Genomic DNA, 26,529 nt, shown 5'->3' with positions numbered 1-26,529 from the left:
GCGGGCAGAGGGGGGCGGGCCCGGACGCCGACTTTCTCGGTACGACGGCAGGGCAAGTGGCGATATGCCGGGCTGCATCGCAGCAGCCCGGCATATCGAGTCGCGCCCGCGTCTCCCAGCGCGTCGGGCGCGGCTGGGCTCAGAGCACGCTCAGCGGATACTCGACGATGAAGCGCACCTCGTCGACGTCGCCGTCGATCTGGTTGGACGAGCCGCGGTGGGTCGCCTGGCGGACGCGCAGGGACAGGTCCTTGGCGGCGCCATCCTGCACCACATACTTGGCCTCCAGGTCGCGCTCCCAGTGCTTCTCGTTGGTGGCGGCGGCATCGAAGAAGCCGCTGAGCGGGTCGGCGTCGCTGCTGTCGATGTTGTCGCCGCGGATATAGCGGGCCATCAGCGTCAGGCCAGGCACGCCATAGTCGGCCAGGTTGAGGTCGTAGCGCAGTTGCCAGGACTCTTCGCGCGGGGCGTTGAAGTCGGAGTACTGCACCGAGTTGGCCAGGTAGATGGCGTTGAAGCCGATATAGTCGAAGCCGTCGTTGCCGTCGACCTTCTGGAAGGCCAGGGTCAGCGCATGGGGGCCCATGGCGTATTGCGAGGCGAGCGACCAGGTGGTGTTGTCGATGGCGCCGACCAGCGCCTTGCCCTCGTCGAGGGTGCGGTAGATGTTGAAGTCGAAGTTCAGCGAGCGCTTGTCGCCGAGCGGCAGGGTGTAGTTGGCATTGCCGTAATAGCGCCGCCAGGTGTCTTCCACTTCCGAGGCGAACAGGCTCAGACTCAAGCTGTCGCTGGCGGTGTAGGTGCCGCCGGCCCAGTCTGCGGTATCGCCCACGTTGCCGGCGTACTGAATCTGCAACTCGCCGTCGGAGTTGGTGCTGCCGAACTCGTTCATCGCGGTGATATGCCCGGCATCGATGTTCAGACTGTCGATTTCATCGCTGTTGAGGAAGATGCCGGTGGCGGTCTGGGGCAGCAGTCGCGCGTCGCCGGTCGCCACCATCGGATTCTCGACGCGTTTCTCGCCGACTTTGAGGGTGGTGTTCGACAGCCTGGCTTTGACGACTCCGCCTGCCTCACTGTAGTCATCGCTCGGCCTGCCGTCGCTACCGACCGGCAGCAAGGCGGTGCCGGTGCGGCCGCCACCGCTGTCGAGCTTGATACCGAGGTGGCCATAGGCGTCCACGCCGAAACCGACCGTGCCCTGGGTGAAGCCGGATTCGAACACGGCCATGATGCCGTGCGCGGCTTCCTCGCGATAACCGTTCTCACGGCCCGGCTTGGCGCCATTGGTGCCCGCACCATTGAAGCCGCCGTTACGGAAGTCGCGATTGAAGTAGAAAGTACGGTTGAGGATGTTGAAGGTGCTTTCTTCGATAAAGCCCTTCGATTCGCTCTGTTGACTAGCAGCGGCCATTTGCAACGAGGCTGCCGATACTGCCAGCGCCACGATACTGAGGGTGATGGTGCGCATTGGAACTTCCTCTTGATGGACAAGGAGGTTGTTGTTTGATGTGCCAATACCAGCACTTCTAGGCTGACCCTGTAGAGCGTAGCGTTCGCAAGTAACGTGACAAGTTTGTCCGATAAGTGGATGTTTTTCGGTGTGTTAGTTGATGGGCGAAAGCCTGTTTGAAGCGGCGTTCGATTGGCCATCGAGCGCTCCGGCCGTGCCGGTACCGATGAACTTGCGCACATGCTTGCAGGCTGAGTTGAGCCGTCGGTGGACGGCCCCGTTGCAGACTTTCTCGTTATTTTCCAACGGGTTCTGCGTGCGGCTGGCCGGCGCGAGCCGCCAGTTCCGCCTCGACCTCCTCGGCCCAGGCCAGCCAGGCCTGCTCGCCGAGGATGCCGCGGCGCAGGGTCAGGTAGGGCAGGCGCTGGCGGGCCTGCTCCTGTGGCTCCAGGGCCAGGTACTGGCGTTCGATCTCCTGCAGGCTGTCGAGGGTGGCCCGGTGGGTGGCACGGTGGCGGGCCAGTTCCGCGCGCAGGTTGTCCGGCTCGGCCAGGGCACCGGCGTACAGCTTGACCAGCAGGGCATCGTTGATCTTGTTCGGCGGCGCCGGCTCGGCCAGCCAGCGCCTGAGTTCGGCGCGGCCACTGGGGCTGATGCTGTAGACCTTCCTGTCCGGCTTGTCGCTCTGGGCCTGCTCGCTGCACAGCAACCAGCCCTCGTCGCTGAGGCGGCGCAGCTCCTGGTAGACCTGCTGGTGCTTGGCGTTCCAGAAGTAGCCGAGCGACTGCTTGAAGTGGCGGATTATGTCGTAGCCGCTGGCCGGTTCGGTTTCCAGCAGGGTGAGGATGGCGTGGCGCAGGGACATGGATAACCCGTGATCGGCGAGGAGGGTTCATTCTAGGTGCATATGCAAAAATTTGCATTTGTCGGTTGGCTGGTCTATCTATGCAAATACTTGCATAACAACAATGCCCGGAGCCACGATGAAACGCACTGGTACCCGCTTTCGCAAGAACAAGGCCCTTCCTCACTACGACTGCATCGTCATCGGCTCCGGCATCGGTGGGCTGTGCACCGCCGCCCTGCTGGCCAAGGCCGGGCAGAAGGTCTGCGTGCTGGAGCAGCACTACACGGCCGGCGGCTATACCCACGTCTACCAGCGCGAGGGCTACGAGTGGGACGTCGGCGTGCACTACATCGGCGAGGTGCACAAGCCCTGGTCGGTGATCCGCCGGGTGTTCGACGCGATCAGCGACGGCCAGCTGCAGTGGGCGCCGATGGACGCGCATTACGACCATATCGTCATCGGCGAGCAGCCCTTCCGTTACCTGGCCGGCCGCGAGGAGTTCAAGGCGGAGATCAAGCGGCACTTCCCCGAGGAAGGCGCGGCCATCGACCGCTACGTCGAGCTGATCAGCGAGGTCAGCCAGAAGATTCCGCGCTTCTTCGCCGGCCAGGCCCTGCCGCGCAGCCTCGGCGTGCTGTACAACCGGCTGCGCCGGCGGCTGTTTCCCGCCTACTTCTTCCAGAGCACCCGCCAGGTGCTCGAAGGCCTGACCGAGAACCAGCAGCTGATCGGCGTGCTCACCGCCCAGTGGGGCGACTACGGCCTGCCGCCGGCCCAGGCGGCGTTCATGATGCACGCCATGGTCGCCAAGCATTACATCACCGGCGGCAACTACCCGGTGGGCGGCTCGGTGCGCATCGCCGAGACCATCATTCCGGTGATCGAGGCGGCCGGCGGCCAGGTGTTCACCTATGCCGGGGTCGAGCAGGTGCTGGTCGAGGACAACCGCGCCTACGGCGTGCGCCTGGCCAAGGACGGCCACGAGATCACCGCCGACAAGATCGTCAGCAGCGCCGGCCTGTTGCCGACCTACCAGCGCCTGCTGCCGGCGGAGGTGGTCGCGCGCCATGGCCTGCTCGACCGCCTCGAGCGAGTCGCGCCCTCGGCTTCCCATGTGTGCCTGTACGCCGGTTTCCGGGGCGATGCCGCCAGCCTGGGCCTGCCCAAGACCAACTACTGGCTGTACCCGGAGTTCGACCACGACCTCAGCGTCAAGCGCTTCATGGAGTCGCCCGGGCTGGATTTCCCGATGATCTACATCTCCTTCCCCTCGGCCAAGGACCCGGACTGGGCGCGCCGCTATCCCGGCAAGGCGACGGTGGAGATCGTCGCGCCGAGCTTCCCGCAGTGGTTCGAGCGCTGGAAGGGCAGCACCTGGAACAAGCGCGGCGACGACTACGAGGGCTTCAAGGCGCAGATCAGCGAGGTGCTGCTGGCGGCGCTGTACCGGCATCAGCCGCAGCTGCGCGGCGCCCTGGACTACTGCGAGCTGTCCACGCCGCTGTCCACCGAGTGGTTCCAGTGGAACCAGGTCGGCGAGATCTACGGCATCGAACACACGGTGCAGCGCTTCGAGCAGCACTGGATCCATCCGCAGACGCCGATCCGGAACTTCTACCTGACCGGCTCGGACGTGGTCACCGCCGGGGTCGGTGGCGCCTTGATGGGCGGCGTGCTGACCGCCGCGCGTCTGCTCGGCTGGCGCGCCTTCAGGCTCAAGCGCCTGCTCGCCGGGGGCGTTCGCCCTGCCGCACCCCAGGCGGTGCCGGCCGAGTCGGCGCAATTGGGCCGGTGAGCCGGCCGCGGCACAGTTAGGCCGCCGCGAAGCTGTCGGCGCGGGCCAGCTGCCACATGCGAGCGTAGAACTCGCCCTCGATCGCTTCGCCGAGCAACTCGCCGGGCTTGAGGAACACGTGCTGCTGGGCGAACAGCTTGATCTCGGTGGCCGACATGCGTCGCACCAGGTGCTTGGCGTCCAGCTGGCCGGGGTGTTCCAGGCCGGCGGCGGCGAGCATCTCGGCCAGGGCCTTGAGGGTGTTGCGGTGGAAGTTGTGCACCCGCTGGGCCTTGTCCGCGACCACCAGGGCGCGCTGGCGCAGCGGGTCCTGGGTGGCCACCCCGGTCGGGCACTTGTTGGTGTGGCAGCTCTGGCTCTGGATGCAGCCGATGGCGAACATGAAGCCGCGGGCGGCGTTGGCCCAGTCGGCGCCGATGGCCAGCACGCAGGCGATGTCGAAGGCGCTGACGATCTTGCCGCTGGCGCCGAGCCTGATCTTGTCGCGCAGGTTCAGGCCGACCAGGGTGTTGTGCACGAACAGCAGGCCCTCGCGCATGGGCACGCCGAGGTGGTCGGTGAACTCCAGGGGCGCGGCGCCGGTGCCGCCCTCGGTGCCGTCGATGACGATGAAGTCGGGCAGGATACCGGTCTCCAGCATGGCCTTGGCGATGCCCATGAACTCCCAGGGATGGCCCAGGCACAGCTTGAAGCCCACCGGCTTTCCTTCCGCTAACTGACGGAGTTGTGCGATGAACTGCAGCAGTTCGATGGGGGTGGAGAAGGCGCTGTGGCGCGACGGCGACACGCAGTCCTGGCCCATGGGCACGCCGCGGGTCGCGGAGATTTCCGCGGTGACCTTGTGCCTGGGCAGGATGCCGCCGTGGCCGGGTTTGGCGCCCTGGCTGAGCTTGATCTCGATCATCCGTACCTGGGGGCTGGCCGCCTGCTCGGCGAAGCGCGTCGGATCGAAGCGGCCCTGGTCGTCGCGGCAGCCGAAGTAGCCGCTGCCGATCTCCCAGATCAGGTCGCCGCCGTGCTCGCGATGATAGGGACTGATGCTGCCCTCGCCGGTGTCGTGGGCGAAGTCGCCGAGCCGAGCGCCCTGGTTCAGGGCGCGGATGGCGTTGGCGCTGAGCGAGCCGAAGCTCATCGCCGAGATATTGAACAGCGAGGCGCTGTAGGGCTGGCGGCACTGCGGCCCGCCGATGCTGACGCGGAAGCTCGCCGGGTCGGCCAGCGGTGCCGGGCACATGGAGTGGCTGATGAACTCGTAGCCGTTCTGGTAGACGTCCAGCAAGGTGCCGAAAGCCTTGTCGGCGCCCTCATTCTTGGCCCGGGCGTAGACCAGCGAGCGCTGGGCGCGGGAGAACGGCAGCTTGTCGCCATCGGCTTCCAGCAGGTACTGGCGGATCTCCGGGCGGATGCCCTCGACCAGGTAGCGGATGTTGCCGAGGATCGGGTAGTTGCGCCGCACCGCCTGGCGGCTCTGCAGCAGGTCGCCGATACCGACCAGGCTGAGCAGTGCGGTGACCAGAGTGAGAGGCCAAAGCCAGGGGCGGTCGAGAAAGGCCAGGCCGATCAGGGTGAACAGCAGGCAGGCGGCGAAGAAGGCGTAACGGCTGAGCAGCGACAGCGACATGCGGGCTCCGGGAGCGGGCGGGGACGGCTCAATGTAGACGCCGGCAGGGGGCTTAGTCGATGTCGAAGTGCCGGCAGGCCGCCCGCCCCAGGGACGGCCTGCAAGGCCCTGCTTAGCGGGCGTACAGCCTGAAGCTGTCGTCCCAGGGTTCCTTGGTGGTGCCGCCCTGGTCATGCAGCAGTTTCTGGGTGCCGTTCATCAGGCTGGTGATGCGGCTGTCGGAGGTGCTGGCCGAGGCGGCCTGGTGGCTGCTGCCGGTGATCGGCGGCGGGTTGGAGGCGAACGACCAGAGGTAGTGCCAGACCGCGGCGTTGTGCTTCTGGGTCTGCTGGGTGCTGTTGAAGTAGCCGGTCTTGACTTCGCTGAAGGCGGTCATGTTCATCAGCCCGCTGTTGTTGTCGCCGACGAAGAGGCTGCTGGTGACCGCCGAGGTGCGGTAGGCCTCGAAGATCACGCCCTTGCTCTTCAGCTCGCTGACGTAGCTGCGGCACACCTCGCCGGTCCACTTGTTGCCCAGGTAGCTCTTGCCCTGGTTGGAGTAGAAGGGGTCGAGCAGGGCCACGCGCTTGGGCAACAGCTTGCTGTTGACGGTGCCGGCGCTGACCGCGTCGCTGATCTTCTTGGTCAGGACGATGGCCAGCTGGTTACCCAGGGAGTGGCCGAGCAGGCGGATGTTGTTGCCGCTGTAGCCGGCCAGGTTGTCCTTGTAGCTCTGGAACAGCAGGTCGCCGACCGATTGGGAGGGGCCATTGCTGTAGACGCCGCTGGCGTTGCGCCAGCGCATGGCGCGCGGCCCCGTGGCGGTCCAGATCTTCGCCTCGGCGTCCTTGACCTCGCCCTCGTCGGCGAACTGGTTCCAGTAGAGGATGCCGACGTTGTAGCCGGCCGCCAGCCAGGCGTGGGCCAGGTCCAGGTTCGGCCCGCCGGCGTCCAGGCGGTTGAAGGTCTCGCGGTTCTTGCTGACGCTGGAGCCGTTCTGCCAGCCGTGGATGTAGATCACGGTCGGCTTGCCCGGGCTGTAGTAGGCGTTGCTGTAGCCCGGCTGGGCCTTCTGCCAGCTGTCGCCGTAGCCGAACCAGTACAGGCCGTGGTCCAGGTTATTGAAGGTGCTGTCGGGGAACACGCCGGTGGCGGCCTCGGCCAGGGAGGTGAGTGTCAAGATGAAAAACAGCATGAGCTGGCGCATGGAACGAACCCTCTAGTTGTTGTTATGCGGGGGCGTTCGAGCATAGCGAGGGCGCCGCTGCCAGCCATCGCCCGGACGGGTGAGGACTGGCCGCGGCGAGTCGACGGATCAGCCGTCCGCCAACGGCAGGCTGAAGTAGAAGGTGCTGCCCTGGCCGACCACGCTGTCGTAGCCGATCTGCCCGTGCATGCGCTCGATCAGGGTCTTGCAGATGTTCAGGCCCAGGCCGGTGCCGCCGCGGCGGCGGCTGTCGGAGCCGTCGGCCTGGGCGAACTTCTGGAAGATGCGCTCGCGGAACTCCTCGGCGATGCCGGCGCCGTGGTCGAGCACCTGGACCCTGACCTGGCTGTCGACGACCCGGGCGGAGATCTCGACCCGGCTCCGGGGCTCGGAGAACTTCACCGCGTTGGCGATCAGGTTGCTCAGCACCTGTTGCAGGCGCAGGCCGTCGATCCGCACCGGTACCTGCTCGGGCAGGGCGCTGTCGTCGAGGCTGAGGCTGACCTGGTAGCCGTCCGCGTAACCCTGGTTGTGGGCCAGCGCCTCGCGCAGCACGGGGCGCAGGTCGGTGCGGCTGAGCTGGAGGCGGCTGTGGCCGGACTCGAGCTTCTCGACGTCGAGGATGTCGTTGACCAGATTGACCAGGCGCTCCGAGTTGCTCTGGGCAATGCTCACCAGGCCGTGGGCCTGTTCGCTGAGCGGGCCGACCGCGCCGGCGCTGAGCAGGCCCAGCGAGCCCTTGATCGAGGTGAGCGGGGTGCGCAGCTCATGGCTGACGGTGGCGACGAACTCGCTCTTCAGGCGCTCGACCTGCTTGCGCGCGCTGATGTCGCGCAGCATGCAGATATACAGGTGGCGCCCCGGCAGCTCGTAGCTGCTCAGGCTGATTTCCAGTTCCAGCTCATGGCCCTGGGCATGGGTGCCGCCGACCTCCAGTGGCGTGCGCAGCTGCTTGTCGAGCATGGCGCTGCTGCAGGGGTGCAGATGCGGGATCAGGCTGCCGATGCGGCGTCCGAGTAGTGCGGCGCTGGCGTAGCCGAACAGCTGGCTGCTGGCCGGGTTGGCGCGTTCGATCAGACCGCGCTCATCGAAGATCAGGATGCCCTCGGCGGCATTCTCCAGGATGGCACTGAGCTCCAGGGTGCGTCGGTGCACCTGGTGGCGCACCTGATCGGCGCGGCCGGTGATGGTCAGCAGGTAGCCGCCGAGCAGGCTGCACAGCAGCAGGCCGCCGGCGAGCACGGCCCAGGGTTGCAGGCCATGGTTGCGTTGCAGGAAGGCCTGGGTCGGCGAGATGGCCAGTTGCAGCGTGCGGCCGCCAATCGTGAGTTTTTCCTGCCAGACCAGCTCCGCGGCATAGGGCGGCAGGTTATCCTCGGGCTGGCCGTAGAGTTGCTGCGGCTCGGTTTCGCTGACGTCCTCCAGCTGCAGGCTGTAGCTGTCGGCCGGGTAGGCCTTGAGCGCATTCTCAATCAGGTCGGTCAGGCGCAGCACCGCCACGGCGTAGCCGCGCAGCTGGCGGCGGCGCTGCTCGAGGTCCTGGGGGCGTTCGCCGGCATAGACCGCGTGCAGCAGCAGCACGCTGGGTTGCGGCGCCTCGTTGTCCTGGGCGAGGGTGATGGGCGCGGTCATCACGGTCTCGGCGCTGTCGCGGGCCTGCTCCAGGGCTTGGCGCCGCAGGGGCTTGGAGGCCACGTCGAAGCCCAGCGCCTTGGCGTTGGCGGCGAGCGGCTCGACGTAGGTCACCGGGACATAGAGGTCGCGCTGCTGCGCCGCGATCGGTTCGCCCAAGGCACTGTGTTCGTAGATGCGAAAGCTCGCGAAGCCCTCGGCGGCCACCTGCGCTTCAAAGGCCGCGCGCTGCTCGGCGCGAATCAGCGGGTCCCAGCTCACCGCGGTGATGCCCGGATAGGCGCTCGGCAGATTGGCGACGAAGCGTGCGAAGTCCTCCCGCGTCACCCGTTCCGAGGCGACGAACAGGCGCTCGATGGAATGCGCCGCCTTGCCGTAGAGCTCGAAGCGGAACTTGAGCGTGGCGCTCATCATCTTCGCCTGCTCGTGAAAGCGCTGGCGCAGGTTGTGCTGCTCGGCCTCGCTGGCGCGAACGAAGACCAGCACCATGATGGCGCAGCTGATCAGCAGCGGCAGGCCGACGCTGCCGGCGCGGCTACGCCACAAGGGCCGGGGTTCGGCGAACAGGATGAACATCAGCGGCGTGGCGATCAGCACGCCGATGCTGTCGCCCACCCACCAGGTCCACCAGCTGAACGAGACGTCGGCGGCGTCGACGATCTGGTTGAGGTAGAGCGCGCCGGTGCCGACGCTGGCGCTGATCAGGCAGGCCAGGGGGCCGCCCAGAAACAGCAGCAGGAAGATGCTGCGCTCGCTGGTGAGCGGCGTCGGAAAACCGACCAGGCGGCGGATCAGCCAACTGCCCAGCAGGGTGCTCAATGAGGTGCCCAGGGCGATGCCGGAGGCGAGCGCCAGGTCGTGCCGGCTCAGCTGGTCGAGACTGCTGAAACCGATACTGAGGTTGAGCAGGGTCGAGCCGAGGAACACCCCGGCGAGCATCGGGTAGCCCCAGATCAGCACGGCGGCCAGGGCGATGCCCACGGGGGGGAAGACGGCGCTGACGAAGCCGGGGGCGATGGCCAGCATCAACGCCAGGCGGCCGGCGACGGCATAGGCCAGGGCCAGCAGGAGGATCTTCGACGCCAGGGGCACCGCGGACAAAGCTGGGGACTGCATGGGGGCTGGAACTCCGATCGACGGTTCGCCGCAGCGCTGCCTGCAATTTAAGCAGGTTTGCCGCCATTGCCAGGGCATCATTCCCGGCCGATGTGCTCTGTGCAAGTCGAAATGCGTCCGGCCGCTCTGGGATGCGGGCGGCAGGGCCGATCCCCGATAGCGCGGGGCCGCGATCCGGGCCGCCCGCGCTGGTGTGACGCCGTGCGGATTCGATTCGGTCGCTTGTTTGATCTGCGGACGAACGCGTTCCGCCTGTGGCACACTCTGCGCCTTGCAAGTGGGGGCAGGTCCCGCCCGGTGCCGGTGTCTGCCGCCCTCCAGAGTCTGTGCCTGCGGCCCCGGCCTCGGGCTTCTGCATAACCGGCCGCCGCGTGCGGCAGAGAACGAGAGGAATGACCGTGCATAACGTCGTCATCAGCGGTACCGGCCTGTACACCCCGGCCAACAGCATCTCCAACGACGAGCTGGTGGCGTCCTTCAATGCCTATGTGCAGCAGTTCAACGCCGAGCATGCCGAGGCGATCGGCCGTGGCGAGGTCGAGGCGCTGGCCGAGTCGAGCAGCGCCTTCATCGAGAAGGCCTCGGGCATCAAGAGCCGCTTCGTCGTCGACAAGGCCGGCATCCTCGATCCGCAGCGCATGCTGCCGCGGATTCCCGAGCGCTCGAACGAGCAGTGGGGCATCCTCTGCGAGATGGCGGTGGCCGCCGCCGAGCAGGCCCTGGCCCGCGCCGGCAAGACCGCGGCGGACATCGACGGGGTGATAGTGGCCTGTTCCAACCTGCAGCGCGCCTACCCGGCGGTGGCCATCGAGGTGCAGGCGGCCCTCGGCATCCAGGGCTTCGGCTACGACATGAACGTGGCCTGCAGCTCGGCCACCTTCGGCATCCAGGCCGCGGCCAACAGCGTGCAGCTCGGCCAGGCCCGGGCGGTGCTGCTGGTCAACCCGGAAATCTGTACCGGCCACCTGAACTTCCGCGATCGCGACAGCCACTTCATCTTCGGCGATGCCTGCACCGCGGTGGTGGTCGAGCGTGCCGACCTGGCGACCTCGGCGCATCAGTTCGAAATCGTCGGCACCAAGCTGCTGACCCAGTTCAGCAACAACATCCGCAACAACTTCGGCTTCCTCAACCGCTGTGCGGAGGAGGGCGTGGGGGCCCGCGACAAGCTGTTCGTCCAGGAAGGGCGCAAGGTGTTCAAGGAGGTCTGCCCGATGGTCGCCGAGCTGATCGCCGCGCACCTCGCCGAGAACGGCCTGGACGTCGCTCAGGTCAAGCGCTTCTGGCTGCACCAGGCCAACCTCAACATGAACCTGCTGATCGCCCGCAAGCTGCTTGGCCGCGACGCCGAGCCGCACGAGGCGCCGGTGATCCTCGACACCTACGCCAACACCAGTTCCGCCGGCTCGGTGATCGCCCTGCACAAGCACCAGGACGACCTGCCCAGCGGTGCCCTGGGCGTGCTCAGCTCCTTCGGCGCCGGTTACTCGATCGGCAGCGTGATCCTGCGTAAGCGCTGATGGATTACTCGGCCGATAACGCATTGCTCGCCCGCCTGCTGGCCGGCGAGCAACAGGCATTCCGCGAGCTGGTCGGCACCTATCAGGGGGCGATGCGGGCGGTGGCCTTCGCCATAGTCGGCAGTCGCAATGCCGACGAGGTGGTGCAGGACGCCTGGCTGGCGGTGGTTCGCAGCCTGGATGGCTTCCAGGGCCGCTCCAGCCTGAAGACCTGGCTGCTGACCATCACCGCCAACGCCGCCAAGACCCGCCTCAAGCACAACCGCCGCGAAGTCCTGCTCGATGACCTGCCGGGCCCCCACGGCTCGCTCGGCGAGGAGCGCTTCGCGGAGAGCGGCCACTGGCTGCTGGAGCCGCATGCCTGGCACCAGGACAGCCCGGAGGCGCTGCTGGCCGAGAGCGAGCTGCGCGACTGCCTGGAAAAGACCCTGACCAGCCTGTCCGAGCTGCAAGGCAGCGTGCTGCTGCTGCGCGAGCGCCAGGGCCTGGAGCTGGAGGAAATCTGTAATCTTTTGGAGATAACCCTCTCCAATGTGCGGGTGTTGCTGCATAGGGCACGGTTGAAGGTGTTCGCCACCCTGGAACATTTCGAGGAGACCGGCCAATGCTGACGTGCAAGGAACTGGTGGCGAACTCTAGCGATTTCCTGGATCGCCAGCTGAGTCTGCGCCTGCGCCTGTCCATCCGCGCGCACCTGGCCATGTGCCGCAAGTGCCGACGCTTCATCCGTCAGATGCGCCTCAGCCAGGCGGTCCTGCGCCAGCTGCCCCAGGGGCAGAGCGCCGAACTGGATGCCCTGGCCCGGGAGCTGGCCAGACTGCGCCGCGAGCGGCTGTAGAGAACCCCCCGCCCAGGATTCGCCTATCCTGTGATTCTGCGAGCCGAGCGGATTCCCGCATCGGCCTCGCTTGTGATCGTGCCTATCGGCCCGCACCCGGGCGAGGGATTACAGATGTCAGGCATTTCATCTGCTGACGATTGGTTCGCCGGACTCAAGGCGCTGTGCCTCGACGACTTCCCCAAGCGCTGCCGCACCTGTGGCCGGGTATTTGCCAGCGAGGCCGACTACTTCCGCCAGACCCTGGCGGTCCGTTCCGGTATCACCGGCCTTAAGGCGGTCGAAGACGAAGAAGAGGGGCCCCAGGTCGAAGTCTTTCGTAACTGTGTGTGCGGCTCCACCTTGTTGGTGAATTGCGCCTCGCGGCGCGATGACTCGGCGGCTGGGCGGAGCCGGCGGCGGTTGTTCGATGAGTTGCTGAGTTACCTGGAGCGCCATGGCGTCGAGCGGGTGCAGGCACGCAGCGAGTTGTTGCGGGTGGCGTCCGGCGAGCGTAGCGCAATGCTCGAGACCTGGTATGGCCAGATCGCCGCACAAACTCGGACCAAGAAGCCGGGGGCTTGAGCCGCCTATCGTGCGCCGGAGATGCTGCAGTAGCCCCGTCGGCCTGGCACCCGGCACTCGCCTGGGGGATCGGACATCATCCTTGCGCGGGTCGCCGCGCTCGGCCCGCCAAGCCGCTAGCTAGGTGTGTAAACCCAGTACGTTATTCAGTGAAAGCGGAACGCGACTGATTGGTGGCTGGTAGCCGAGGCTGGCGTGTGGCCGGTGCCAATTGTAGTGATGTAGCCAGGGCGTCAGGTGCTGTGCTCGCTGTGCCGAACTTTCATAGCTATGGGCATAGGCCCACTCGCGCAGACTGGTCTGGATGAAGCGCTCGGCCTTGCCGTTGGTGCGTGGCGTGTAAGGTTTGGTGCGCAGATGGCGCAGCCCCAATCGTCTGAGCAAACGCCGAAACGTGCGAGAGCGATAGCAGCTGCCGTTGTCGGTCATGATGCGGGTGAAACGAATGCCCAGGCTGCGGTAGTAGCGCAGCGCCTGGAGCAAGGCTTGGCAAGCACTGCGACCACGCTCGTCAGGATGCAGGCTGCTGAAGGCGATGCGGCTGGCATCGTCGATGGCCACGTGGACGAATTCCCAGCCCGCGCCGTCGGAGTTCTGCTGGCGGTCGCCGGTGACCCGATGGCCAGGTCGCCAGAAACGGCCCAGCTTTTTGATATCCAGATGCAGCAGATCTCCGGGTGTCGGGTACTCGTAGCGCACCACCGGTGGCGCCGGCTCCAGCTCAGCCAGTCGATGAAAGCCGGCCCGCCGCAGGCGGCGCGCAACAGTGCTGACGGCCAAGCCTAGCTCTCTGGCGATCTGCCGATAGGTCTTGCGGCATCGCCGATGTTCGATCAGACGCTCGACCACGGTATCGGGTGTCGCATGCGGGCAGTGTTGCGGACGTGATGAACGATCCATCAACCCGGCCTCGCCTTCCTCGCGAAAGCGCCGCAACCATTTGTAGGCGGTTCGCACGCTCACACCGGCCGCCTGGGCGGCTTCTTCGACCCGCAAGCCGTGCTGGATGCGCCGAACCAAAAGGGCTCGACCGCGAGGGGTAAGACGGGCATGTTTATGCAGGTTCATCCGGGGCTCCTGGAAGGCTAGGTTGGTCGCACTTCCAGAATTCCGGGAATGCCCCGGATGAACAACCTACTGAGAGATCACAGCTAGGGGCGCTGCGGCGTGACGACCGCGCTGGGGCCGTTCGGGCTGGGACGGGGCTCGCTCAGTCGCCCGTTCTTCGCGCGCAGGCGGGTACCGCGGGCCTCGCCGAGGTTATCGGTGACCGAGTTGAGCTGGGCGCACTCGATCAGCCGCAGGTTGTGCGTCTCGGGAACGGGCTTGCCGGCCGCCTGCATGCCGGCCAGGCGTGCCCAGACCGCACGCTTCTTGCGCACCTGGTGCGGTTGGAACAGGTCGAAGTCGCGAAAGCCCACGGCCGTGGGCTGCACCGCGATGGCGCCCGCGGCGAGGGCCGCCTGGTAGAGCTCGAGGCCGCGCCGGGTGCGCACGATGATGCCGTTGAAACCCTCGTCCTCGCCCGTGGGGCCACCTCCGGGCCAGACATCGGAGGCCGCCAGGTCGGCACTCTCGCCGATGGCATCCGGGCAGATCTTGCAGCGTGGCTGGATCATCCATTTGTCTTCGTTCTGCCACATCGCCTGGTAGCTGAGCTCGAAGGCCTGGCCGTCCTTGGTCTCCAGCCGGGTCGGGCCCGGGTTGCCGTTGCCGCGGTAGCGAAACAGCCTGAGCTGGTCCTCGTCGATGCCGAACTGGGCGAGGACTTCCTGCGACTTGCTCAGGTCCGAGGCGCCGCCGCAGACCAGGGTCAGCGCGTATTTCATGTATGCGTCCACCCGCGGGTCCAGCCGTGCCAGGTTGCGCACCGCGGCGATGTCGCAGGGCTTGGCGATCAGGGCGAAGGGCTGGCGGCGCTCGAGAATCTCGCTGAAGTCGATCAGCGGGGCGGCCGGAGCGTAGCGCGAGCCGGCGCCCTCGAGCACCGCGGCGGCGTCGAAGCTGAGCCGCCGCTCGCTGCGCATCGGCTGCTGGCGCGAGGCGCCGACGTGGAGGATGAAATCCACCCGTCCGCTGTTCAGGAGAAACTGCCCCAGGGCGGTCAGCACGCCGCCGGTGGAGGCGCGAAAGCGTACCTGGGGGTCGCCGGCATAGCCGATGGCGAGCCGCTCGGCCGTGCCCCAGATCAGGTCATGCCGGGCCTCGGCGCTGTGCTCGGCCGGTTGTGCGCCCTCGATGCGGGTGCCCGGGCAGACCGCGTTGATCCGCGTCAGGGTGGCCTCGGGCAAGGTTCCGTGAACCAGCGGCCGCTCCCGTCCCTGCGGCGTCAAGACCAGGTCGATCTGTCCCGGTTCGGCGATCGAGCGGCACAGGCCGCAGCCGATGCACAGGCCGTTTTCGACGATCTCCTCTACGCGCAGGGGCATTGGCGGCTTCCTAGATCAATGGCGGTGTCAGCCAGCGCTGCGTGGGTATCTCCAGGCCCTGGCGGCGCTCGCCGGCGAACGAGTGCCGCGAAGAACTGCCAGGTTGCTGCCGGGAGCTGGCCGGCGACTTGCCTTGGGATTCGCGCAGCGGGCGTGGGCGCGCCGATACCAGCTTGAGAAGATGTGCCAGGTCCATAACGTTGTCCCTTGTTCTTGTTGTGGGTCAGCAAATTCTATGGGGCATCGACCGCCGGTTGGTCGCCATGGTGCAAGTGTGCAACCATCGGCCCGGCGGACATGAGCCGGGCGCTAATATGCGGCTCGCCACGCAGCATATGCAAGCCCTGGCCGGGCCGGCCAGCGGTAATTATTGATGCCAAGGCATGCACAGGTTTTATGGGATCCGAGCGCAACCATCCACCCTCCATGAAGGCCCTGATCGCCTTCGAGGCCGCCTTCCGTCTGGGCTCCATGACTGCGGCCGCCCAGGAGCAGGGCACCACCCAGCCGGTGATCTCGCAGCGCATTCGTTCGCTGGAGGACAGCATCGGCCGTGTGCTGTTCGATCGTTCGGGCAATCGGCTGTCGCCCACCGACCCGGGGCGCTTCCTCTTTGGCGAGCTGTCCAGCGCCCTGGCCAGCATCAACGCGGCCGTGGACAAGCTGCGCGACGAGGCGCTGGACGTGCCGCCCAGCCTGTCGATCGCCGCCAACTTCGGCTTTGCCCATGCCTGGCTGCTGCCGCGGATGAGCGCCCTGCAGCAGGCCTTTCCCCGCTACCGCTTCGAGATCGCCCCGGCGGACTCCGAGTCGGCCCTGGAGATGGGCGAGGCGGACATCGCCATCCGCTTCGGGGCCGTCAGCAGCTGCCGGGCGAACGAGGTGCAGCTGGCGCGGGAGGTGGTGTTCCCGATCTGCAGTCCGGCTTTCGCCGAGCGGCATGGCCTGACGGGGCGGATCGACGAAGCGGTGCTGGCGCGGGTGCCGCTGCTGCACATGGACCAGAACAACCCGCGCTGGCTCGACTGGAGCGGTTGGTGCACGCTGGCCGGGCTGGCCCCGGTGCAGAGTTCCGCCCGTTTCAGATTCAACAACTATCCGCTGCTGATTGGCGCGGTGCTGCAGGGCGAAGGGATGGCCCTGGGCTGGGCCGAGCTGGTGCAGCAGGCCGTTGCCGAGGGGCAGCTGGTCGCCTTGCGCCCCGAGGTGGTCCGCGGCGACCACGGCTACCTGCTGTTCAGCCGGCACCGCGGCAGCAGCCTGGTGCAGCCGGTCATCGAGTGGTTCCGGGCCGCCCTCGCGCAGGCGCCACAGGCGCTCTGAGCGTCCTCGGCGTGGTTGCCGGTGGCCTCAGTCCAGCGCCTCGTCGTCACGCAGCAGCACATAGCTGCGGCCGTTCTCGCCGTCCTGGCAGTCGTGCACATAGAACATCACCACCTCGCCCAGGCCCGGCATGCAGGCCACATAGTCGCCGACCTCGGCGGTGAAGTGGGCGGCAGACCCGGGCTTGGCCTCGCACTCGAGGGCGGCGGTCATGAACAGCTCGGGGGCGCTGTCGCCGTAGTACTCGTCGCGCTGCTCGGCGTCCCAGTCCTGCGGTGCCTGGAAGGCGCCGGTGAAGAGGACCTTGGCGTCGCCCAGGTCGTGCTCCTCGGCATCGGCGTCGTTTTCGTCCGGGCGGTAGACCGTGCAGTCCTGGGCATCCGGGTGATTGAGAATCGCCAGGCGCGCGGCCAGGTGCTGTTGCGAATCGGGCTGGGGCATGGGGGGCTCCGCGGTCGGGGGGCAGGCCTGGGCCTGAAAGGCGCCACCTTACAGACAGGCGTTTGTCCGAGGAAGCCTTAACGCCAGTTGAGGATGGGCCAGCCGGCCCGCTCGGCATGGGCGCGCAGCACCGGGTCGGGGTTGACCGCGTGGGGCCGGCTGACCCGTTGCAGCAGCGGCAGGTCGTTGCGCGAGTCGGAGTAGAAGTAGGCGCCATCCAGCGTTGCGCCCTGCTGCTCCAGCCAATGCTGCAGGCGGCTGACCTTGCCCTCGCGGTAGGTCAGCACGCCCTGGGTGCGGCCGCTGTAGCAGCCGTGCCGCTGTTCCAGGTCGATCGCCAGCACCTCGTCGATCCCCAGGTGGGCGGCGATGGCACTGACCAGAAAGTGCGCCGAGGCGGAGATGACCAGGAGGCGGTCGCCGGCGGCGCGATGCCGGGCCAGGCAGCGGGTGGCGTCGCTGTACAGCAGCGGCTCGATTACCTCCTCGACGAAGGGCGCGACGACGTAGGCCACTTCGTCCGTGCTGCGTCCGACCAGGGGCGCGAGGCTGAAGGCCATGTAGTCCTCCATGGCCAGCTGGCCTTCGGCGTAGAGCGCCATCAGCTCGCGGTCGCGCTCGAGGAAACTGTCGCCGTCGACCCAGCCGAGCCTGGCCATTTCGGCGCTCCACAGGCTGGCGCAGTCGCCGTCGATCAGGGTGTCGTCCAGGTCGAAGATGGCCAGGCTCATCAGGCCACCTCGTGAATGGCATGGGGCGCGATGTGCAGCGCGAGGCGCTGGCCGCTGGGGTGCATGTCGGCCACCGAACGGTTCAGTACGTCGACCAGCAGCTCCACGCCGCGGGCCTCGACCCGGTAGCGGATGACGTTGCCGAGCAGGCTGTGGCTGCGCACCAGGGCCTCGATCTCGCCCTGGGCGCCGAGGGCGATGGCCTCCGGGCGGATGGCGATGCGCCCGCCAACCGGGCGGCCGAGCAGGCGGCTGGCGGCCTCGGCATCCAGCAGGTTGTAGTTGCCGATGAAACCGGCGGCGAAGGCGTCCACCGGTGCGGTGTAGAGGGTCTCGGCATCGCCGCTCTGGACGATCCTGCCGGCGTTCATCAGGAAGATGCGGTCGCTCATCACCAGCGCCTCCTCCTGGTCGTGGGTGACGAAGAGGGTGGTCAGGCCCAGTTCCTGCTGGATGCCGCGGATCTGCTCGCGCAGGTGCTTGCGGATGCGCGCATCCAGCGCCGACAGCGGCTCGTCGAGCAGCAGCAGGCGCGGGCGGGTGACCAGCGAGCGGGCCAGGGCCACGCGCTGGCACTGGCCACCGGACAGCTGCTGCGGGTAGCGCGTGGCGAACTCGCCCAGCTCGACCATGTCCAGGGCTTCGCCGACGCGCCGGCTGCTCTCGTCCGCCTTGACCTGCTGCATGCGCAGGCCGAAGGCGACGTTCTCGCGCACGGTCATGTTGGGAAACAGCGCGTAGCTCTGGAACACCATGCCGATGCCGCGTTTCTGCGGCGCCAGCGGCACCAGGTCCTCGCCGTCGAGGAGGATCTGCCCGCCGTTGACCCCGGTCAGGCCGGCGATGCAGCGCAGCAGGGTGGACTTGCCGCAGCCGGAGGGGCCGAGCAGGGTGACGAACTCGCCCTGGCCGATTTCGCAGTCGATGTCGCTGAAGATCGAAGTCTGGCCGTAACTCTTATGCAGGCCTTGGATGCTCAGGAAGCTCATGTCTTGTCCTTGTTCAGGCGGTTGGCGGCCCAGGTGAACACCAGCACGAAGAAGAAGTAGGAAATCACCAGCGCGCTGTTGAAGTGGCCGCTGCTGTTGCGCATGTTGTTCAGGTACACCTGCAGGGTCTCGTAGCGCGTGCCGACCAGCAGGTTGGCGAAGACGAACTCGCCGAACAGGAAGCTGAAGGAGAGGAACAGCGAGACCATCAGGCCCTTGCGCAGGTTCGGCAGCACCACCAGGAAGGCCGCCTGCCAGGTGCTGGCGCCGAGCAGGTGGGCGGCGTCCATCAGGTCGCGCAGGTTGATCGCCTGCAGGTTGTTGGTGATGGCCCGGTACATGAAGGGCAGGGCGATGGTGAAGTAGCAGCCGATCAGGATCCACGGCGTGCCGACCATGGCCAGGGGCCCCGAGCCGTAGACCTGCAGCAGGCCCACCGAGGACACCACCGGCGGCACGGCGAAGGGCAACAGGATGAGGATGTTCATCAGCGCGTCCAGCCTGGGGAAGTGGTAGTGCACCACGAACAGCAGCGGCAGGATCAGCAGCACCGCCAGCAGCAGGGCGGCGAAACACACCAGCAGCGACTGGCCGAACGCGGCGAGAAAGCGCGCATCGCTCCACAGCGCCAGGTACCACTTGAAGGTCAGGCCGTCCGGCAGGATGGTCGCGCCCCAGCTGGTGGACAGCGAGTAGAGCAGGGTGGCGGCCAGCGGCAGCAGCAGGATCGTGAACAGCAGCCAGACCATCACCCGGTGGTAGAGCGCGCCGGGCTTGGCTTCAACGGGTGGCATGGTAGCTCCTCTTGAGCAGCAGCTGATGGGCCACGGTGATCAACGCCATCAGGCCGACCAGCACCATGGCCAGGGCGCTGGCCATGTCCGGGTCGAGGGAGATATCGCCGGACACCAGCCCGGCGATGCGGATCGGCAGCACGTTGAAGTTGCCGGTGGTCAGGTAGTACACGGTGGCGTAGGCGCCCAGGGCGTTGGCCAGGAGGATGACGAAGGTGCCGAGCAGCGCCGGGGTCAGCACCGGCAGGCCGATGTGCCGCCAGTAGGCCCAGGTGCCGGCGCCGAGCAGCGCGGCGGACTCGCGCCAGTCCTCGCGCAGGGCGTCGAAGGCCGGGTACAGCAGCAGAACGCCGAGGGGAATCTGGAAGTAGCTGTAGAGCACGATCAGGCCGGTCTTGGAATAGAGGTTGAAGTCCTCGATCACGCCGATCTGCTTGAGCAGGATGGTCAGTGCGCCGTTGAAGCCCAGCAGGATGATGAAGGCGAAGGCCAGCGGCACCCCGGAGAAGTTGCTGGTCATGTTGGAGAAGGCGATGACGAAGTCGCGCAGCCTGGAGTCCACCTGGCGCAGCGAGTAGCTGCCGAGGATGGCGATGACGATGCCGATCAGGCTCGACCAGAAGGCGATCTGCAGGCTGTGCTTGATCGCCTGCAGGTAGAACCTGGAGCTGAATACCTTCTCGAAATTGCCCAGCCCCCAGCCGTCGCCGACGCTCAGGCTGTGCACCGCGACCCACACCAGCGGGGCGATCTGGAAGGCGAAGAAGAACAGGGCGAAGGGCAGCAGGCAGAGCAGGGCCAGCCACTTGCCCGGGATGCGCAGGCGTGCGCGCGGCTGGGTCACTTGCTCGGGTAGCAGGGCGGCGGGTGACTTGGGGGTGCTTTCCAGGGGCGCGGTCATTTCAGCAGCTCACGGCAGACGGGCTTGTCATGGGGGACGCCGAGCAGTTCGCAGACGGTGCCGCACAGTTCGGTCTGCTTCGGTTGCGCCCGGCTATCGAGGCTGAAGGCCTCGCCGAGGACGAACAGCGGCACCTCGCGCTCCTCGGCCAGCAGGCCGTTGTGCGAGCGGTCGTTGTTCATGCCGTGGTCGGCGGTGACCAGCACCTGGTAGCCATCCTCGAGCCAGGCTGCCAGGTAGTCGGCCAGGAGGATGTCGGCGCGGCGCGCGCTGTTGCGGTACTGCGGGCTGTCGAGGCCGTGCTTGTGGCCGGCATCGTCGATGTTCATCGGGTGCACCAGAAGGAAATTCGGGCTGTGGCGCCGGCGCAGGCTCTCGGCGTCGGCGAACAGGTGCGAATCCGGGTAGTGGTCGGCGTAGTAGAAGTGGCCGTGCTGGATCGGCAGCTCGGCGGCCTCGGTGTGGCGGTCGCGGGCCGCGACGAAGGGCGCGCGGTTGTACAGCTCGCTGACCCAGTGATAGGCCGCGGCGGCGGTGCACAGGCCGGCGTCGCGGGCGTAGTGGAAGATGCTGCGCTGGTTGGACAGGCGCACCACCTCGTTGTGCACCACGCCGCTGTCGATCGGCGCCACGCCGGTGAGGATGCATTCGTAGAGCGGCCGCGACAGCGACGGCAGCTCGCAGTCGAGGCGGTACAGCGCGGCGCGGCCGGCGCCGCAGTAGGCCTGCAGGTGGCCCAGGGCATGGCGGGCGACCTGGTAATTCAGGCCATCCAGTACGACCAGGATGACGTTGTGTCTCATCGTTGCTATTGACCCCGATTGCGTTCGGTTGACGGCGCGCCGGGGGGCTGCTAGGAGCGCAGTCCCCGGCGCGTGCGGATGGCGAACGCGGCTTACTCCATGTTGATGATCACGTGCTCCTGCCACAGCTGCGGCAGGGCCTTGGAGGTGGCCTCCCAGGCGGCGGCGTCCTTGATCGGCCGGACTTTGGCGTACTGGGCGTTGGGCAGCAGCTTGGCCTGGACCTCGGCCGGCAGGCTCAGGTACTCGGCGCGGATCGGCCGGGCGTTGCCCTTGGCCAGGTTGATCTGCCCGGCGTCGCTGAGGATGTACTCGCGCGCCAGCTTGGCGGCGTTGGGGTGCTTGGCGTACTTGTTGATGATGGTGCTGTAGCCGGAGATCACCGAGCCATCGGCGGGGATCAGCACCTCGAAGCGGCTCGGGTCGATCTGGTCGCGGTAGCTCAGGCCGTTGAAATCCCAGACCACGCCGACTTCCACCTCACCCTTTTCCAGGGTCTGGATGGTCGGGTTGGACAGCGACAGGCGGCCCTGCTCGGCGATGCCGGCGAAGAAGTCCAGGCCCGGCTGGATGTTCTTCTCGTCGCCACCGTTGGCGATGGCCGCGGCCAGTACGCCGTTGACCGCCTGGGCGGCGGCGCTGACGTCACCGATGGCGACCTTGTACTGACCGTTCTTCAGGTCGGCCCAGGAGGTGGGAATGTCCTTGACCAGCTTCTTGTTGACGATGAAGGCGATGGAGCCGGTATAGGCCAGCATCCAGTGGCCGTCCTGGTCCTTGGCCCAGGCCGGGATCTGCTCCCAGGTGCTCGGCTTGTAGGGTTGGGTCACGCCCTGCTGCACGGCGATCGGGCCGAAGGCGGCGCCGACGTCGCCGATATCGGCGGTGGCGTTGTCCTTCTCGGCGGCGAACTTGGCGATTTCCTGGGCCGAGCTCATGTCGGTGTCCAGGTGCTTGAGGCCATACAGCTTGTTCAGATCCTCCCAGGTGTCCTTCCAGTTGGCCCAGCTGTCGGGCATGCCCACGCTGTTCACCGCGCCTTCGGCGCGCGCGGCTTGTTCCAATGCTTGGAGGTCGGTAGTGGCGGCCATGGCCTGGGTGGCCAGGGCGATGGCCGAACCCATCAGTGAAGCCAGCAGCAGTTGTTTCATAGGAAACTCCTTTGCGATGAAGGTGTTGGTCTAGATCAGAAGGATCCATGCCAATCTAGTGAGCCGAGGTGACAGTTTCATGTCCGGCGCGCCCGCGTGATTATTCCGGCGGTTCGCCTGGGCGGCGAAGATGAAGCGTAGACCATGGGCAAGCGCCTGAATTTGCTGGCCTGGTCGCGGGGCTCGTTGGTATGTGGAGGCGGCTGTCACGGCGCGGTCATCTGGATTGCCTAGACTTGCAACAGGTTTTCCGGGGTTTACCCAGCGTCCGAGGGGCCATTGGCGGTCTTGGACTAGTCCATGTCGAGGAATCTTTGATGCGCGAAGCAGCGCCGCGTGCCGTCACCACCATCTGCCGTGCCCTGGAGGAACAGATCGAACATGGCTTGCTGCCCTCGGGCAGCAAGCTGCCGGCCGAACGCAAGCTGAGCGAACTGTTCGACACCACGCGCATTACCCTGCGCGAGGCGCTGGGGCAGCTGGAAGCCCAGGGGCTGGTCTACCGCGAGGAGCGCCGTGGCTGGTTCGTGTCGCCGCCGCGGCTGACCTACAACCCCTTGGTGCGTAGCCACTTCCACGCCATGGTCGGCGAACAGGGGCGGGTGCCGGCCACCGAGGTGCTCAGTGCCCGGCTGATGCCGGCCAATGCGGAGATTTGCCAGTTACTGGAGTTGCCGGCGCTGTCCAGCGTGTACCAGATCCGCCGGGCGCGGCGCATCGACGGGCGTCTGGTGCTCTATGTCGAGCACTACCTCAATCCGCTCTACTTCCCCGGTGTGCTGGAGTTCGACCTGACGCGCTCGTTGACCGAGCTGTACGCCCGCGAATACGGCATCCACTATGGCCGGGTCAGGTTCGACATGATGCCCACCGCGCTGCACCACGAGGCCGCCACCGCCCTCAGGGTGGCGCTGGGCAGCCCGGCGCTGCGCATCGTGCGGGTCAACCGCGACCAGCACGGCCGGCTGATCGACTGCGACCTGGAGTTCTGGCGCCACGACGCCCTGCACGTGAGCGTCGAGGTGCCGGAGTAGCGCCGCCTGCTCAGGGCAGCTCGGCGCTGGCGTAGAAGGCCGTCAGCACCTTGACCAGGTGGGCCAGGTCATGGCTGCCGGCCAGCTCGCGGATCGAGTGCATGGCGAAGGTCGGCAGGCCGATGTCCACGGTGCGCACGCCCAGCTGGCCGGCGGTCAGCGGGCCGATGGTCGAGCCGCAGCCCATGTCGCTGCGGGTGACGAAGCTCTGCACCGGCACCTCGTTCTCCAGACACAGGTGGCGGAAGAACCCGGCGCTCTCGCTGTTGGTGGCATAGCGCTGGTTGCTGTTGATCTTGATCACCGGGCCGGCGTTGAGCTTGGGGCCGTGGTTCTCGTCGTGCCTGTCCGGGTAGTTGGGATGCAGCGCGTGGGCGTTGTCGGCGGACACCAGCAGCGAGCGCTGGATGCAACGCACGAAGGCGTCGCCCTCCGGCAGCACGCGGCGCAGCACCTGCTCGAGCATCGGCCCGTCGGCGCCGCAGGCCGAGGTGGAGCCGACTTCCTCATGGTCGTTGCACACCAGCACGCAGCTCTCCGCGTCCGGGGCGGCGAGCAGCGCCTGCAGGCCGGCATAGCAGGACAGCAGGTTGTCCAGGCGGGCGCCGGCGATGAAGTCGCGATTGAGGCCGATTACCGCGGCGGCCTGGGTGTCGTAGAAGCTCAGTTCGTAATCCAGCACCGCATCGGCGCTCAGGCCGTGCTCGCTGGCCAGCTGGTCGGCCAGCAGGGCGCGGAAGTCCGCCGCTTCGCTGCCGGTGAGCTGGGCCAGGATCGGCGGCAGCTCGTTCTGCGGGTTGATGTTCCAGCCCTGGTTGGCCTCGCGATTGAGGTGGATGGCCAGGTTGGGGATCACCGCGATGGGCGCCTGGAAGTCGATCAGCTGGCTCTGCACCTTGCCGCTCTCGCGGAAGGTCACCCGGCCGGCCAGCGACAGGTCGCGGTCGAACCAGGGGGCGAACAGCGCGCCGCCGTAGACCTCCACACCGAGCTGGAAGAAGCCCTGGCGCTGCAGCTCTGGATGCGGCTTGACCCGCAGGCAGGGGCTGTCGGTGTGGGCGCCGACCAGGCGCAGGCCACCCTCGACGGGGGGGCGCTGGCCCAGCTTGAAGGCGATGATCGCGGAGTCGTTGCGGGTCACGTAGTAGCGGCCGCCGGCTTCGGTGTGCCAGGGCGCGCGCTCATCGAGATGGCGGTAGCCGGCGGCCTGCAGGCGCTGGGCGAGGGCGGCGGTGGCATGGAAGGGGGTCGGCGAGGCCTTAAGGAAGTCGATCAGGCCTTGGTTGAATTCTTCGCGCATGGGGCACTCCTGGCGGCAATGCGCGGAGTTTATCGGATTTGCTCCGGGCATTGGGGGGCATCGCCCCGCCGGCTCAGGCGCGGATGCCGACCAGGCTGAGCAGCTGGCCCTCGCACTCGGCGAACTGGCCCTGCAGTTCGCTGCCGGCCGGCCAGTCGGCGGCCAGGTCGCTGAGCAGGCGCAGGCGCGCGTGGCCGTCCGCGGTGCAGCTCAACAGCTCGGCATCCTGGAAGTAGAAGCGGCGCAGCACCAGGGGGTAGAGCGCCTTGAACAGGCTCTCCTTGAGCGAGAAGGTCAGGCTGATGCGCCAGGCGCGCTGCTCGGCGGACAGCGGCTGCAGGCGGCGCAGCTCGTCCGCGCTGAGGATCTCCGCGGCCAGGCGCTCGGCGCGCGCGACCGGCAGCGGCCGTTCGATATCCAGGCCCAGGCCGCGCCAGGCGCTGCGCTGGGCCACCAGGGCGGCGGCCCAGCCGTTGCCGTGGGTGATGGAGCCGACCACGCCGGCCGGCCATTGCGGCGCCCGGTCTTCCCCTACCGCCGGCACCCGGGCCACGCCGGTCAGGCGGCGCAAGGCTGCGCGGGCACACAGGCGGCCGGCGAGGTACTCGGCCTGGCGCTTGGCGACTCCCGGCACCGGGGCGATGCCACAGCGCTCGAAGTCCTCGGCCGCCAGGCGCTCGGCGGCGAAGCGCGTGCTGAACAGCTGTACGTCGGGCAGCGCCAGGGGCAGCGGCCAGTGCTCGCGCAGCGGGGTACAGCAGGACGGCAGGTAGGCTTCGTTCATGCCGGCATTCTGCCGTGGCGTGCCCGGCCTGTCAGCCGCAGAGGGCGTTTACAATTCTTTGCACTGGGGCAACAAAGCGCTACGGATAGTCCAGCGGAGATTTGCCAGACTGGCGCCTGCGCTTCTTCGGGGCGCAGGTGAGGTTGTAGTCGGTGTCGGCATCTGCCGGCGTCGACCTTGTTCTCAGACTCGAGTACGGGAGCCCGTTTGGGCTCCCGTTTTTTTTCGAATGGCCGGTGCTAACTCCGGGGGCAGGTAGCCTCCGGGCGAGCGCTACGCGTACGGGAACGGCCCGCTCTGGGCACGCTGGACAGTTCGCCGCCTATACTCTCTGCCTGAGTTGCGATGAGCCCGCGCCTTTGCGATGGCGGCGAGCCCCTGTCGAAATCGAGTTCCTGCCGCTGTGCGAGGGCGGGATAGGAACGATGAGAGGCAAATGATGAGTTTGCCCAGTCTCCTGTGGACTGATCTGCGCAGCAACACCCTGGAGCCCAGCCCGGTCGGGGAGCTCAAGGCGCATTTTCGCCTGCAGCATCAGGCCGGAACCCTGTCCCTGCTTCAGGGCATCGAGAGGGACCCGCCATTGTTGGCCTGCTTCGAGTACGACTACCCGAACCTGAGTGGCCTGAAGGCGCTGCGCGCCACCAAGCAGGCCTATCCGTCCCTGCCCATTCTGATGCTCACGCTGCAGCACTCGGAGGCATTGGCCGTGTGGGCGTTTCGCACGCGGGTCTGGGACTATCTGGTCAAGCCGGTTTCCGAGCAGGAGCTGTGGCGACGCATCAGGCAGTTGTTGCAGGTACTGCCGACTAACCTGGTCACCGGCAGGCGGATCGCCATGCCGGCACCGCTGATTCCCCGCGAGGCGCGCATCGAGGTGCCAGGGCGGTCCGCGCGCGTGGCCGAGGAGGCGCTGAACTATGTGCAGGGCCACTACGCCGAGGTATTGCGCCTCGAGGATGTCGCGCAATGCTGTCGCATGAGCGTCTGGGAGCTCAGTCGCAGCTTCAAGCGCGTCCACGGCCTGACCTTCCGCGAGTACCTCTGCCAATACCGACTCCGGCGTGCGCTGGAGTTGCTGAGCAATACCCACGTGACCATCTGCGAGGCGGCCAGCGCCGCCGGGTTTCGCAACGCCTCGCACTTCACCCGCCTGTTCCGTCAGCGCATGGGCGTCACTCCGTCGCAATTTCGTATGGGCAGGCCCGTACGTCGGCCCTGCCCCGAAGACGCATAGTATTGCGCAACGCCAGCACAATCAGACTTTAGTCTGAACC

At 67.1% G+C, this 26,529-nt stretch carries 25 protein-coding genes; 8 read left to right on the top strand and 17 right to left on the bottom strand.

What is annotated here, in order from left to right; genetic code table 11:
- Nucleotides 1-139: 139 nt before the first annotated feature.
- Together I0D00_RS05490 and I0D00_RS05485 are read right to left on the bottom strand one after the other, a co-directional pair.
- Nucleotides 140-1,471: an OprD family porin gene (locus I0D00_RS05490; RefSeq protein WP_213638733.1), complete on the bottom strand. Its 1,332-nt coding sequence runs from the start codon at nt 1,469-1,471 to the stop codon at nt 140-142.
- Nucleotides 1,472-1,748: 277 nt separating this feature from the next.
- Entirely contained in the window at nt 1,749-2,318 is a 570-nt protein-coding gene (locus I0D00_RS05485) for a PadR family transcriptional regulator (RefSeq protein WP_213638732.1), read from the bottom strand.
- A 118-nt stretch (nt 2,319-2,436) separates the two neighbouring features.
- Between I0D00_RS05485 and I0D00_RS05480 the strand changes: the two genes are divergently transcribed.
- Nucleotides 2,437-4,095: a phytoene desaturase family protein gene (locus tag I0D00_RS05480; protein WP_213638731.1), complete on the top strand. Its 1,659-nt coding sequence runs from the start codon at nt 2,437-2,439 to the stop codon at nt 4,093-4,095.
- Nucleotides 4,096-4,111: 16 nt separating this feature from the next.
- On the opposite strand, the gene I0D00_RS05475 is transcribed toward I0D00_RS05480, so the two are convergent.
- From I0D00_RS05475 to I0D00_RS05465, 3 genes are all read right to left on the bottom strand, one after another.
- Nucleotides 4,112-5,716: an FMN-binding glutamate synthase family protein gene (locus tag I0D00_RS05475; RefSeq protein ID WP_213638730.1), complete on the bottom strand. Its 1,605-nt coding sequence runs from the start codon at nt 5,714-5,716 to the stop codon at nt 4,112-4,114.
- 112 nt (nt 5,717-5,828) lie between these two features.
- Complete coding sequence (locus tag I0D00_RS05470; RefSeq protein ID WP_213638729.1) at nt 5,829-6,902, bottom strand: alpha/beta hydrolase family protein; 1,074 nt, start codon at nt 6,900-6,902, stop codon at nt 5,829-5,831.
- 108 nt (nt 6,903-7,010) lie between these two features.
- A complete protein-coding gene (locus tag I0D00_RS05465) occupies nt 7,011-9,650 on the bottom strand; it encodes a CHASE domain-containing protein (RefSeq protein ID WP_213638728.1) in 2,640 nt (879 codons plus the stop codon).
- A 398-nt stretch (nt 9,651-10,048) separates the two neighbouring features.
- Between I0D00_RS05465 and I0D00_RS05460 the strand changes: the two genes are divergently transcribed.
- From I0D00_RS05460 to I0D00_RS05445, 4 genes are read left to right on the top strand one after another with little or no spacing between them, the layout of a single operon-like run.
- A complete protein-coding gene (locus I0D00_RS05460; RefSeq protein ID WP_213638727.1) occupies nt 10,049-11,170 on the top strand; it encodes a beta-ketoacyl-ACP synthase III in 1,122 nt (373 codons plus the stop codon).
- On the top strand, nt 11,170-11,781 hold the full coding sequence (locus I0D00_RS05455) for an RNA polymerase sigma factor (protein WP_213638726.1): 612 nt from the start codon (nt 11,170-11,172) through the stop codon (nt 11,779-11,781). The genes I0D00_RS05460 and I0D00_RS05455 overlap by 1 nt, the downstream gene beginning before the upstream one ends.
- Complete coding sequence (locus I0D00_RS05450; RefSeq protein ID WP_213638725.1) at nt 11,775-12,008, top strand: zf-HC2 domain-containing protein; 234 nt, start codon at nt 11,775-11,777, stop codon at nt 12,006-12,008. Before I0D00_RS05455 ends, I0D00_RS05450 begins: the two co-directional genes overlap by 7 nt.
- 30 nt (nt 12,009-12,038) lie before the next feature.
- A complete protein-coding gene (locus I0D00_RS05445; RefSeq protein ID WP_213638724.1) occupies nt 12,039-12,572 on the top strand; it encodes a hypothetical protein in 534 nt (177 codons plus the stop codon).
- Between the two features lie 120 nt (nt 12,573-12,692).
- On the opposite strand, the gene I0D00_RS05440 is transcribed toward I0D00_RS05445, so the two are convergent.
- The 3 genes from I0D00_RS05440 to I0D00_RS05430 form a co-directional block, all read right to left on the bottom strand.
- On the bottom strand, nt 12,693-13,640 hold the full coding sequence (locus I0D00_RS05440; RefSeq protein WP_213638723.1) for an IS481 family transposase: 948 nt from the start codon (nt 13,638-13,640) through the stop codon (nt 12,693-12,695).
- A gap of 83 nt (nt 13,641-13,723) precedes the next feature.
- Nucleotides 13,724-15,001, bottom strand: coding sequence for a Coenzyme F420 hydrogenase/dehydrogenase, beta subunit C-terminal domain (locus I0D00_RS05435; RefSeq protein ID WP_213638722.1), 1,278 nt, complete (start codon nt 14,999-15,001; stop codon nt 13,724-13,726).
- 10 nt (nt 15,002-15,011) lie between these two features.
- Nucleotides 15,012-15,197: a hypothetical protein gene (locus I0D00_RS05430; protein ID WP_213638721.1), complete on the bottom strand. Its 186-nt coding sequence runs from the start codon at nt 15,195-15,197 to the stop codon at nt 15,012-15,014.
- Between the two features lie 230 nt (nt 15,198-15,427).
- Between I0D00_RS05430 and I0D00_RS05425 the strand changes: the two genes are divergently transcribed.
- Complete coding sequence (locus I0D00_RS05425) at nt 15,428-16,324, top strand: LysR substrate-binding domain-containing protein (protein ID WP_213638720.1); 897 nt, start codon at nt 15,428-15,430, stop codon at nt 16,322-16,324.
- A gap of 27 nt (nt 16,325-16,351) precedes the next feature.
- Here the strand turns inward: I0D00_RS05425 and I0D00_RS05420 are convergent, their stop codons facing one another.
- The 7 genes from I0D00_RS05420 to I0D00_RS05390 form a co-directional block, all read right to left on the bottom strand.
- Nucleotides 16,352-16,765 (bottom strand): hypothetical protein, encoded by a 414-nt coding sequence (locus I0D00_RS05420; RefSeq protein ID WP_213638719.1) that lies wholly within the window; start codon nt 16,763-16,765, stop codon nt 16,352-16,354.
- A gap of 77 nt (nt 16,766-16,842) precedes the next feature.
- Nucleotides 16,843-17,496 (bottom strand): HAD family hydrolase, encoded by a 654-nt coding sequence (locus I0D00_RS05415; RefSeq protein WP_213638718.1) that lies wholly within the window; start codon nt 17,494-17,496, stop codon nt 16,843-16,845.
- Complete coding sequence (locus I0D00_RS05410) at nt 17,496-18,485, bottom strand: ABC transporter ATP-binding protein (protein ID WP_213638717.1); 990 nt, start codon at nt 18,483-18,485, stop codon at nt 17,496-17,498. The genes I0D00_RS05415 and I0D00_RS05410 overlap by 1 nt, the downstream gene beginning before the upstream one ends.
- Nucleotides 18,482-19,279, bottom strand: a complete 798-nt coding sequence (locus I0D00_RS05405) for an ABC transporter permease (RefSeq protein ID WP_213638716.1) — start codon at nt 19,277-19,279, stop codon at nt 18,482-18,484. Before I0D00_RS05405 ends, I0D00_RS05410 begins: the two co-directional genes overlap by 4 nt.
- Nucleotides 19,266-20,180 carry an ABC transporter permease gene (locus I0D00_RS05400; protein WP_213638715.1) on the bottom strand — a complete coding sequence of 305 codons (915 nt, stop codon included), beginning with the start codon at nt 20,178-20,180 and terminating at the stop codon, nt 19,266-19,268. The genes I0D00_RS05405 and I0D00_RS05400 overlap by 14 nt, the downstream gene beginning before the upstream one ends.
- Nucleotides 20,177-20,983: an alkaline phosphatase family protein gene (locus tag I0D00_RS05395; protein ID WP_213638714.1), complete on the bottom strand. Its 807-nt coding sequence runs from the start codon at nt 20,981-20,983 to the stop codon at nt 20,177-20,179. Before I0D00_RS05395 ends, I0D00_RS05400 begins: the two co-directional genes overlap by 4 nt.
- A 92-nt stretch (nt 20,984-21,075) precedes the next feature.
- A complete protein-coding gene (locus I0D00_RS05390; protein ID WP_213638713.1) occupies nt 21,076-22,134 on the bottom strand; it encodes an ABC transporter substrate-binding protein in 1,059 nt (352 codons plus the stop codon).
- 317 nt (nt 22,135-22,451) lie between these two features.
- Between I0D00_RS05390 and I0D00_RS05385 the strand changes: the two genes are divergently transcribed.
- Entirely contained in the window at nt 22,452-23,168 is a 717-nt protein-coding gene (locus I0D00_RS05385; RefSeq protein WP_213638712.1) for a UTRA domain-containing protein, read from the top strand.
- Between the two features lie 10 nt (nt 23,169-23,178).
- Here the strand turns inward: I0D00_RS05385 and I0D00_RS05380 are convergent, their stop codons facing one another.
- Both I0D00_RS05380 and I0D00_RS05375 read right to left on the bottom strand, forming a co-directional pair.
- Nucleotides 23,179-24,468 (bottom strand): M18 family aminopeptidase, encoded by a 1,290-nt coding sequence (locus tag I0D00_RS05380; RefSeq protein ID WP_213638711.1) that lies wholly within the window; start codon nt 24,466-24,468, stop codon nt 23,179-23,181.
- A gap of 73 nt (nt 24,469-24,541) precedes the next feature.
- The gene (locus I0D00_RS05375; protein ID WP_213638710.1) at nt 24,542-25,252 is read right to left on the bottom strand and encodes a 4'-phosphopantetheinyl transferase family protein; all 711 of its coding nucleotides are present in this window, start codon (nt 25,250-25,252) and stop codon (nt 24,542-24,544) included.
- A 439-nt stretch (nt 25,253-25,691) separates the two neighbouring features.
- Here I0D00_RS05375 and I0D00_RS05370 point away from each other — a divergent pair, with 439 nt between their 5' ends.
- Nucleotides 25,692-26,489 carry a helix-turn-helix transcriptional regulator gene (locus I0D00_RS05370; RefSeq protein ID WP_213638709.1) on the top strand — a complete coding sequence of 266 codons (798 nt, stop codon included), beginning with the start codon at nt 25,692-25,694 and terminating at the stop codon, nt 26,487-26,489.
- Nucleotides 26,490-26,529: the final 40 nt, after the last annotated feature.

The sequence above is a fragment of the Pseudomonas lalucatii genome (assembly GCF_018398425.1).
Classification (GTDB): Bacteria; Pseudomonadota; Gammaproteobacteria; order Pseudomonadales; family Pseudomonadaceae; genus Aquipseudomonas; species Aquipseudomonas lalucatii.
Note: the sequence above shows the minus strand (reverse complement) of the source record. Positions and strands in the feature narration are given on the sequence as shown.

Bases quoted from the DNA above. Each gene is read 5' to 3' on its own strand.
- I0D00_RS05390 (WP_213638713.1), bottom strand. From the start codon at position 22,134: ATGAAACAACTGCTGCTGGCTTCACTGATGGGTTCGGCCATCGCCCTG.
- I0D00_RS05480 (WP_213638731.1), top strand. From the start codon at position 2,437: ATGAAACGCACTGGTACCCGCTTTCGCAAGAACAAGGCCCTTCCTCAC.
- I0D00_RS05400 (WP_213638715.1), bottom strand. From the start codon at position 20,180: ATGACCGCGCCCCTGGAAAGCACCCCCAAGTCACCCGCCGCCCTGCTA.
- I0D00_RS05475 (WP_213638730.1), bottom strand. From the start codon at position 5,716: ATGTCGCTGTCGCTGCTCAGCCGTTACGCCTTCTTCGCCGCCTGCCTG.
- I0D00_RS05410 (WP_213638717.1), bottom strand. From the start codon at position 18,485: ATGAGCTTCCTGAGCATCCAAGGCCTGCATAAGAGTTACGGCCAGACT.
- I0D00_RS05420 (WP_213638719.1), bottom strand. From the start codon at position 16,765: ATGCCCCAGCCCGATTCGCAACAGCACCTGGCCGCGCGCCTGGCGATT.
- I0D00_RS05485 (WP_213638732.1), bottom strand. From the start codon at position 2,318: ATGTCCCTGCGCCACGCCATCCTCACCCTGCTGGAAACCGAACCGGCC.
- I0D00_RS05430 (WP_213638721.1), bottom strand. From the start codon at position 15,197: ATGGACCTGGCACATCTTCTCAAGCTGGTATCGGCGCGCCCACGCCCG.
- I0D00_RS05405 (WP_213638716.1), bottom strand. From the start codon at position 19,279: ATGCCACCCGTTGAAGCCAAGCCCGGCGCGCTCTACCACCGGGTGATG.
- I0D00_RS05455 (WP_213638726.1), top strand. From the start codon at position 11,170: ATGGATTACTCGGCCGATAACGCATTGCTCGCCCGCCTGCTGGCCGGC.
- I0D00_RS05470 (WP_213638729.1), bottom strand. From the start codon at position 6,902: ATGCGCCAGCTCATGCTGTTTTTCATCTTGACACTCACCTCCCTGGCC.
- I0D00_RS05370 (WP_213638709.1), top strand. From the start codon at position 25,692: ATGAGTTTGCCCAGTCTCCTGTGGACTGATCTGCGCAGCAACACCCTG.
- I0D00_RS05385 (WP_213638712.1), top strand. From the start codon at position 22,452: ATGCGCGAAGCAGCGCCGCGTGCCGTCACCACCATCTGCCGTGCCCTG.
- I0D00_RS05440 (WP_213638723.1), bottom strand. From the start codon at position 13,640: ATGAACCTGCATAAACATGCCCGTCTTACCCCTCGCGGTCGAGCCCTT.
- I0D00_RS05465 (WP_213638728.1), bottom strand. From the start codon at position 9,650: ATGCAGTCCCCAGCTTTGTCCGCGGTGCCCCTGGCGTCGAAGATCCTC.
- I0D00_RS05490 (WP_213638733.1), bottom strand. From the start codon at position 1,471: ATGCGCACCATCACCCTCAGTATCGTGGCGCTGGCAGTATCGGCAGCC.
- I0D00_RS05435 (WP_213638722.1), bottom strand. From the start codon at position 15,001: ATGCCCCTGCGCGTAGAGGAGATCGTCGAAAACGGCCTGTGCATCGGC.
- I0D00_RS05450 (WP_213638725.1), top strand. From the start codon at position 11,775: ATGCTGACGTGCAAGGAACTGGTGGCGAACTCTAGCGATTTCCTGGAT.
- I0D00_RS05395 (WP_213638714.1), bottom strand. From the start codon at position 20,983: ATGAGACACAACGTCATCCTGGTCGTACTGGATGGCCTGAATTACCAG.
- I0D00_RS05415 (WP_213638718.1), bottom strand. From the start codon at position 17,496: ATGAGCCTGGCCATCTTCGACCTGGACGACACCCTGATCGACGGCGAC.
- I0D00_RS05380 (WP_213638711.1), bottom strand. From the start codon at position 24,468: ATGCGCGAAGAATTCAACCAAGGCCTGATCGACTTCCTTAAGGCCTCG.
- I0D00_RS05425 (WP_213638720.1), top strand. From the start codon at position 15,428: ATGAAGGCCCTGATCGCCTTCGAGGCCGCCTTCCGTCTGGGCTCCATG.
- I0D00_RS05375 (WP_213638710.1), bottom strand. From the start codon at position 25,252: ATGAACGAAGCCTACCTGCCGTCCTGCTGTACCCCGCTGCGCGAGCAC.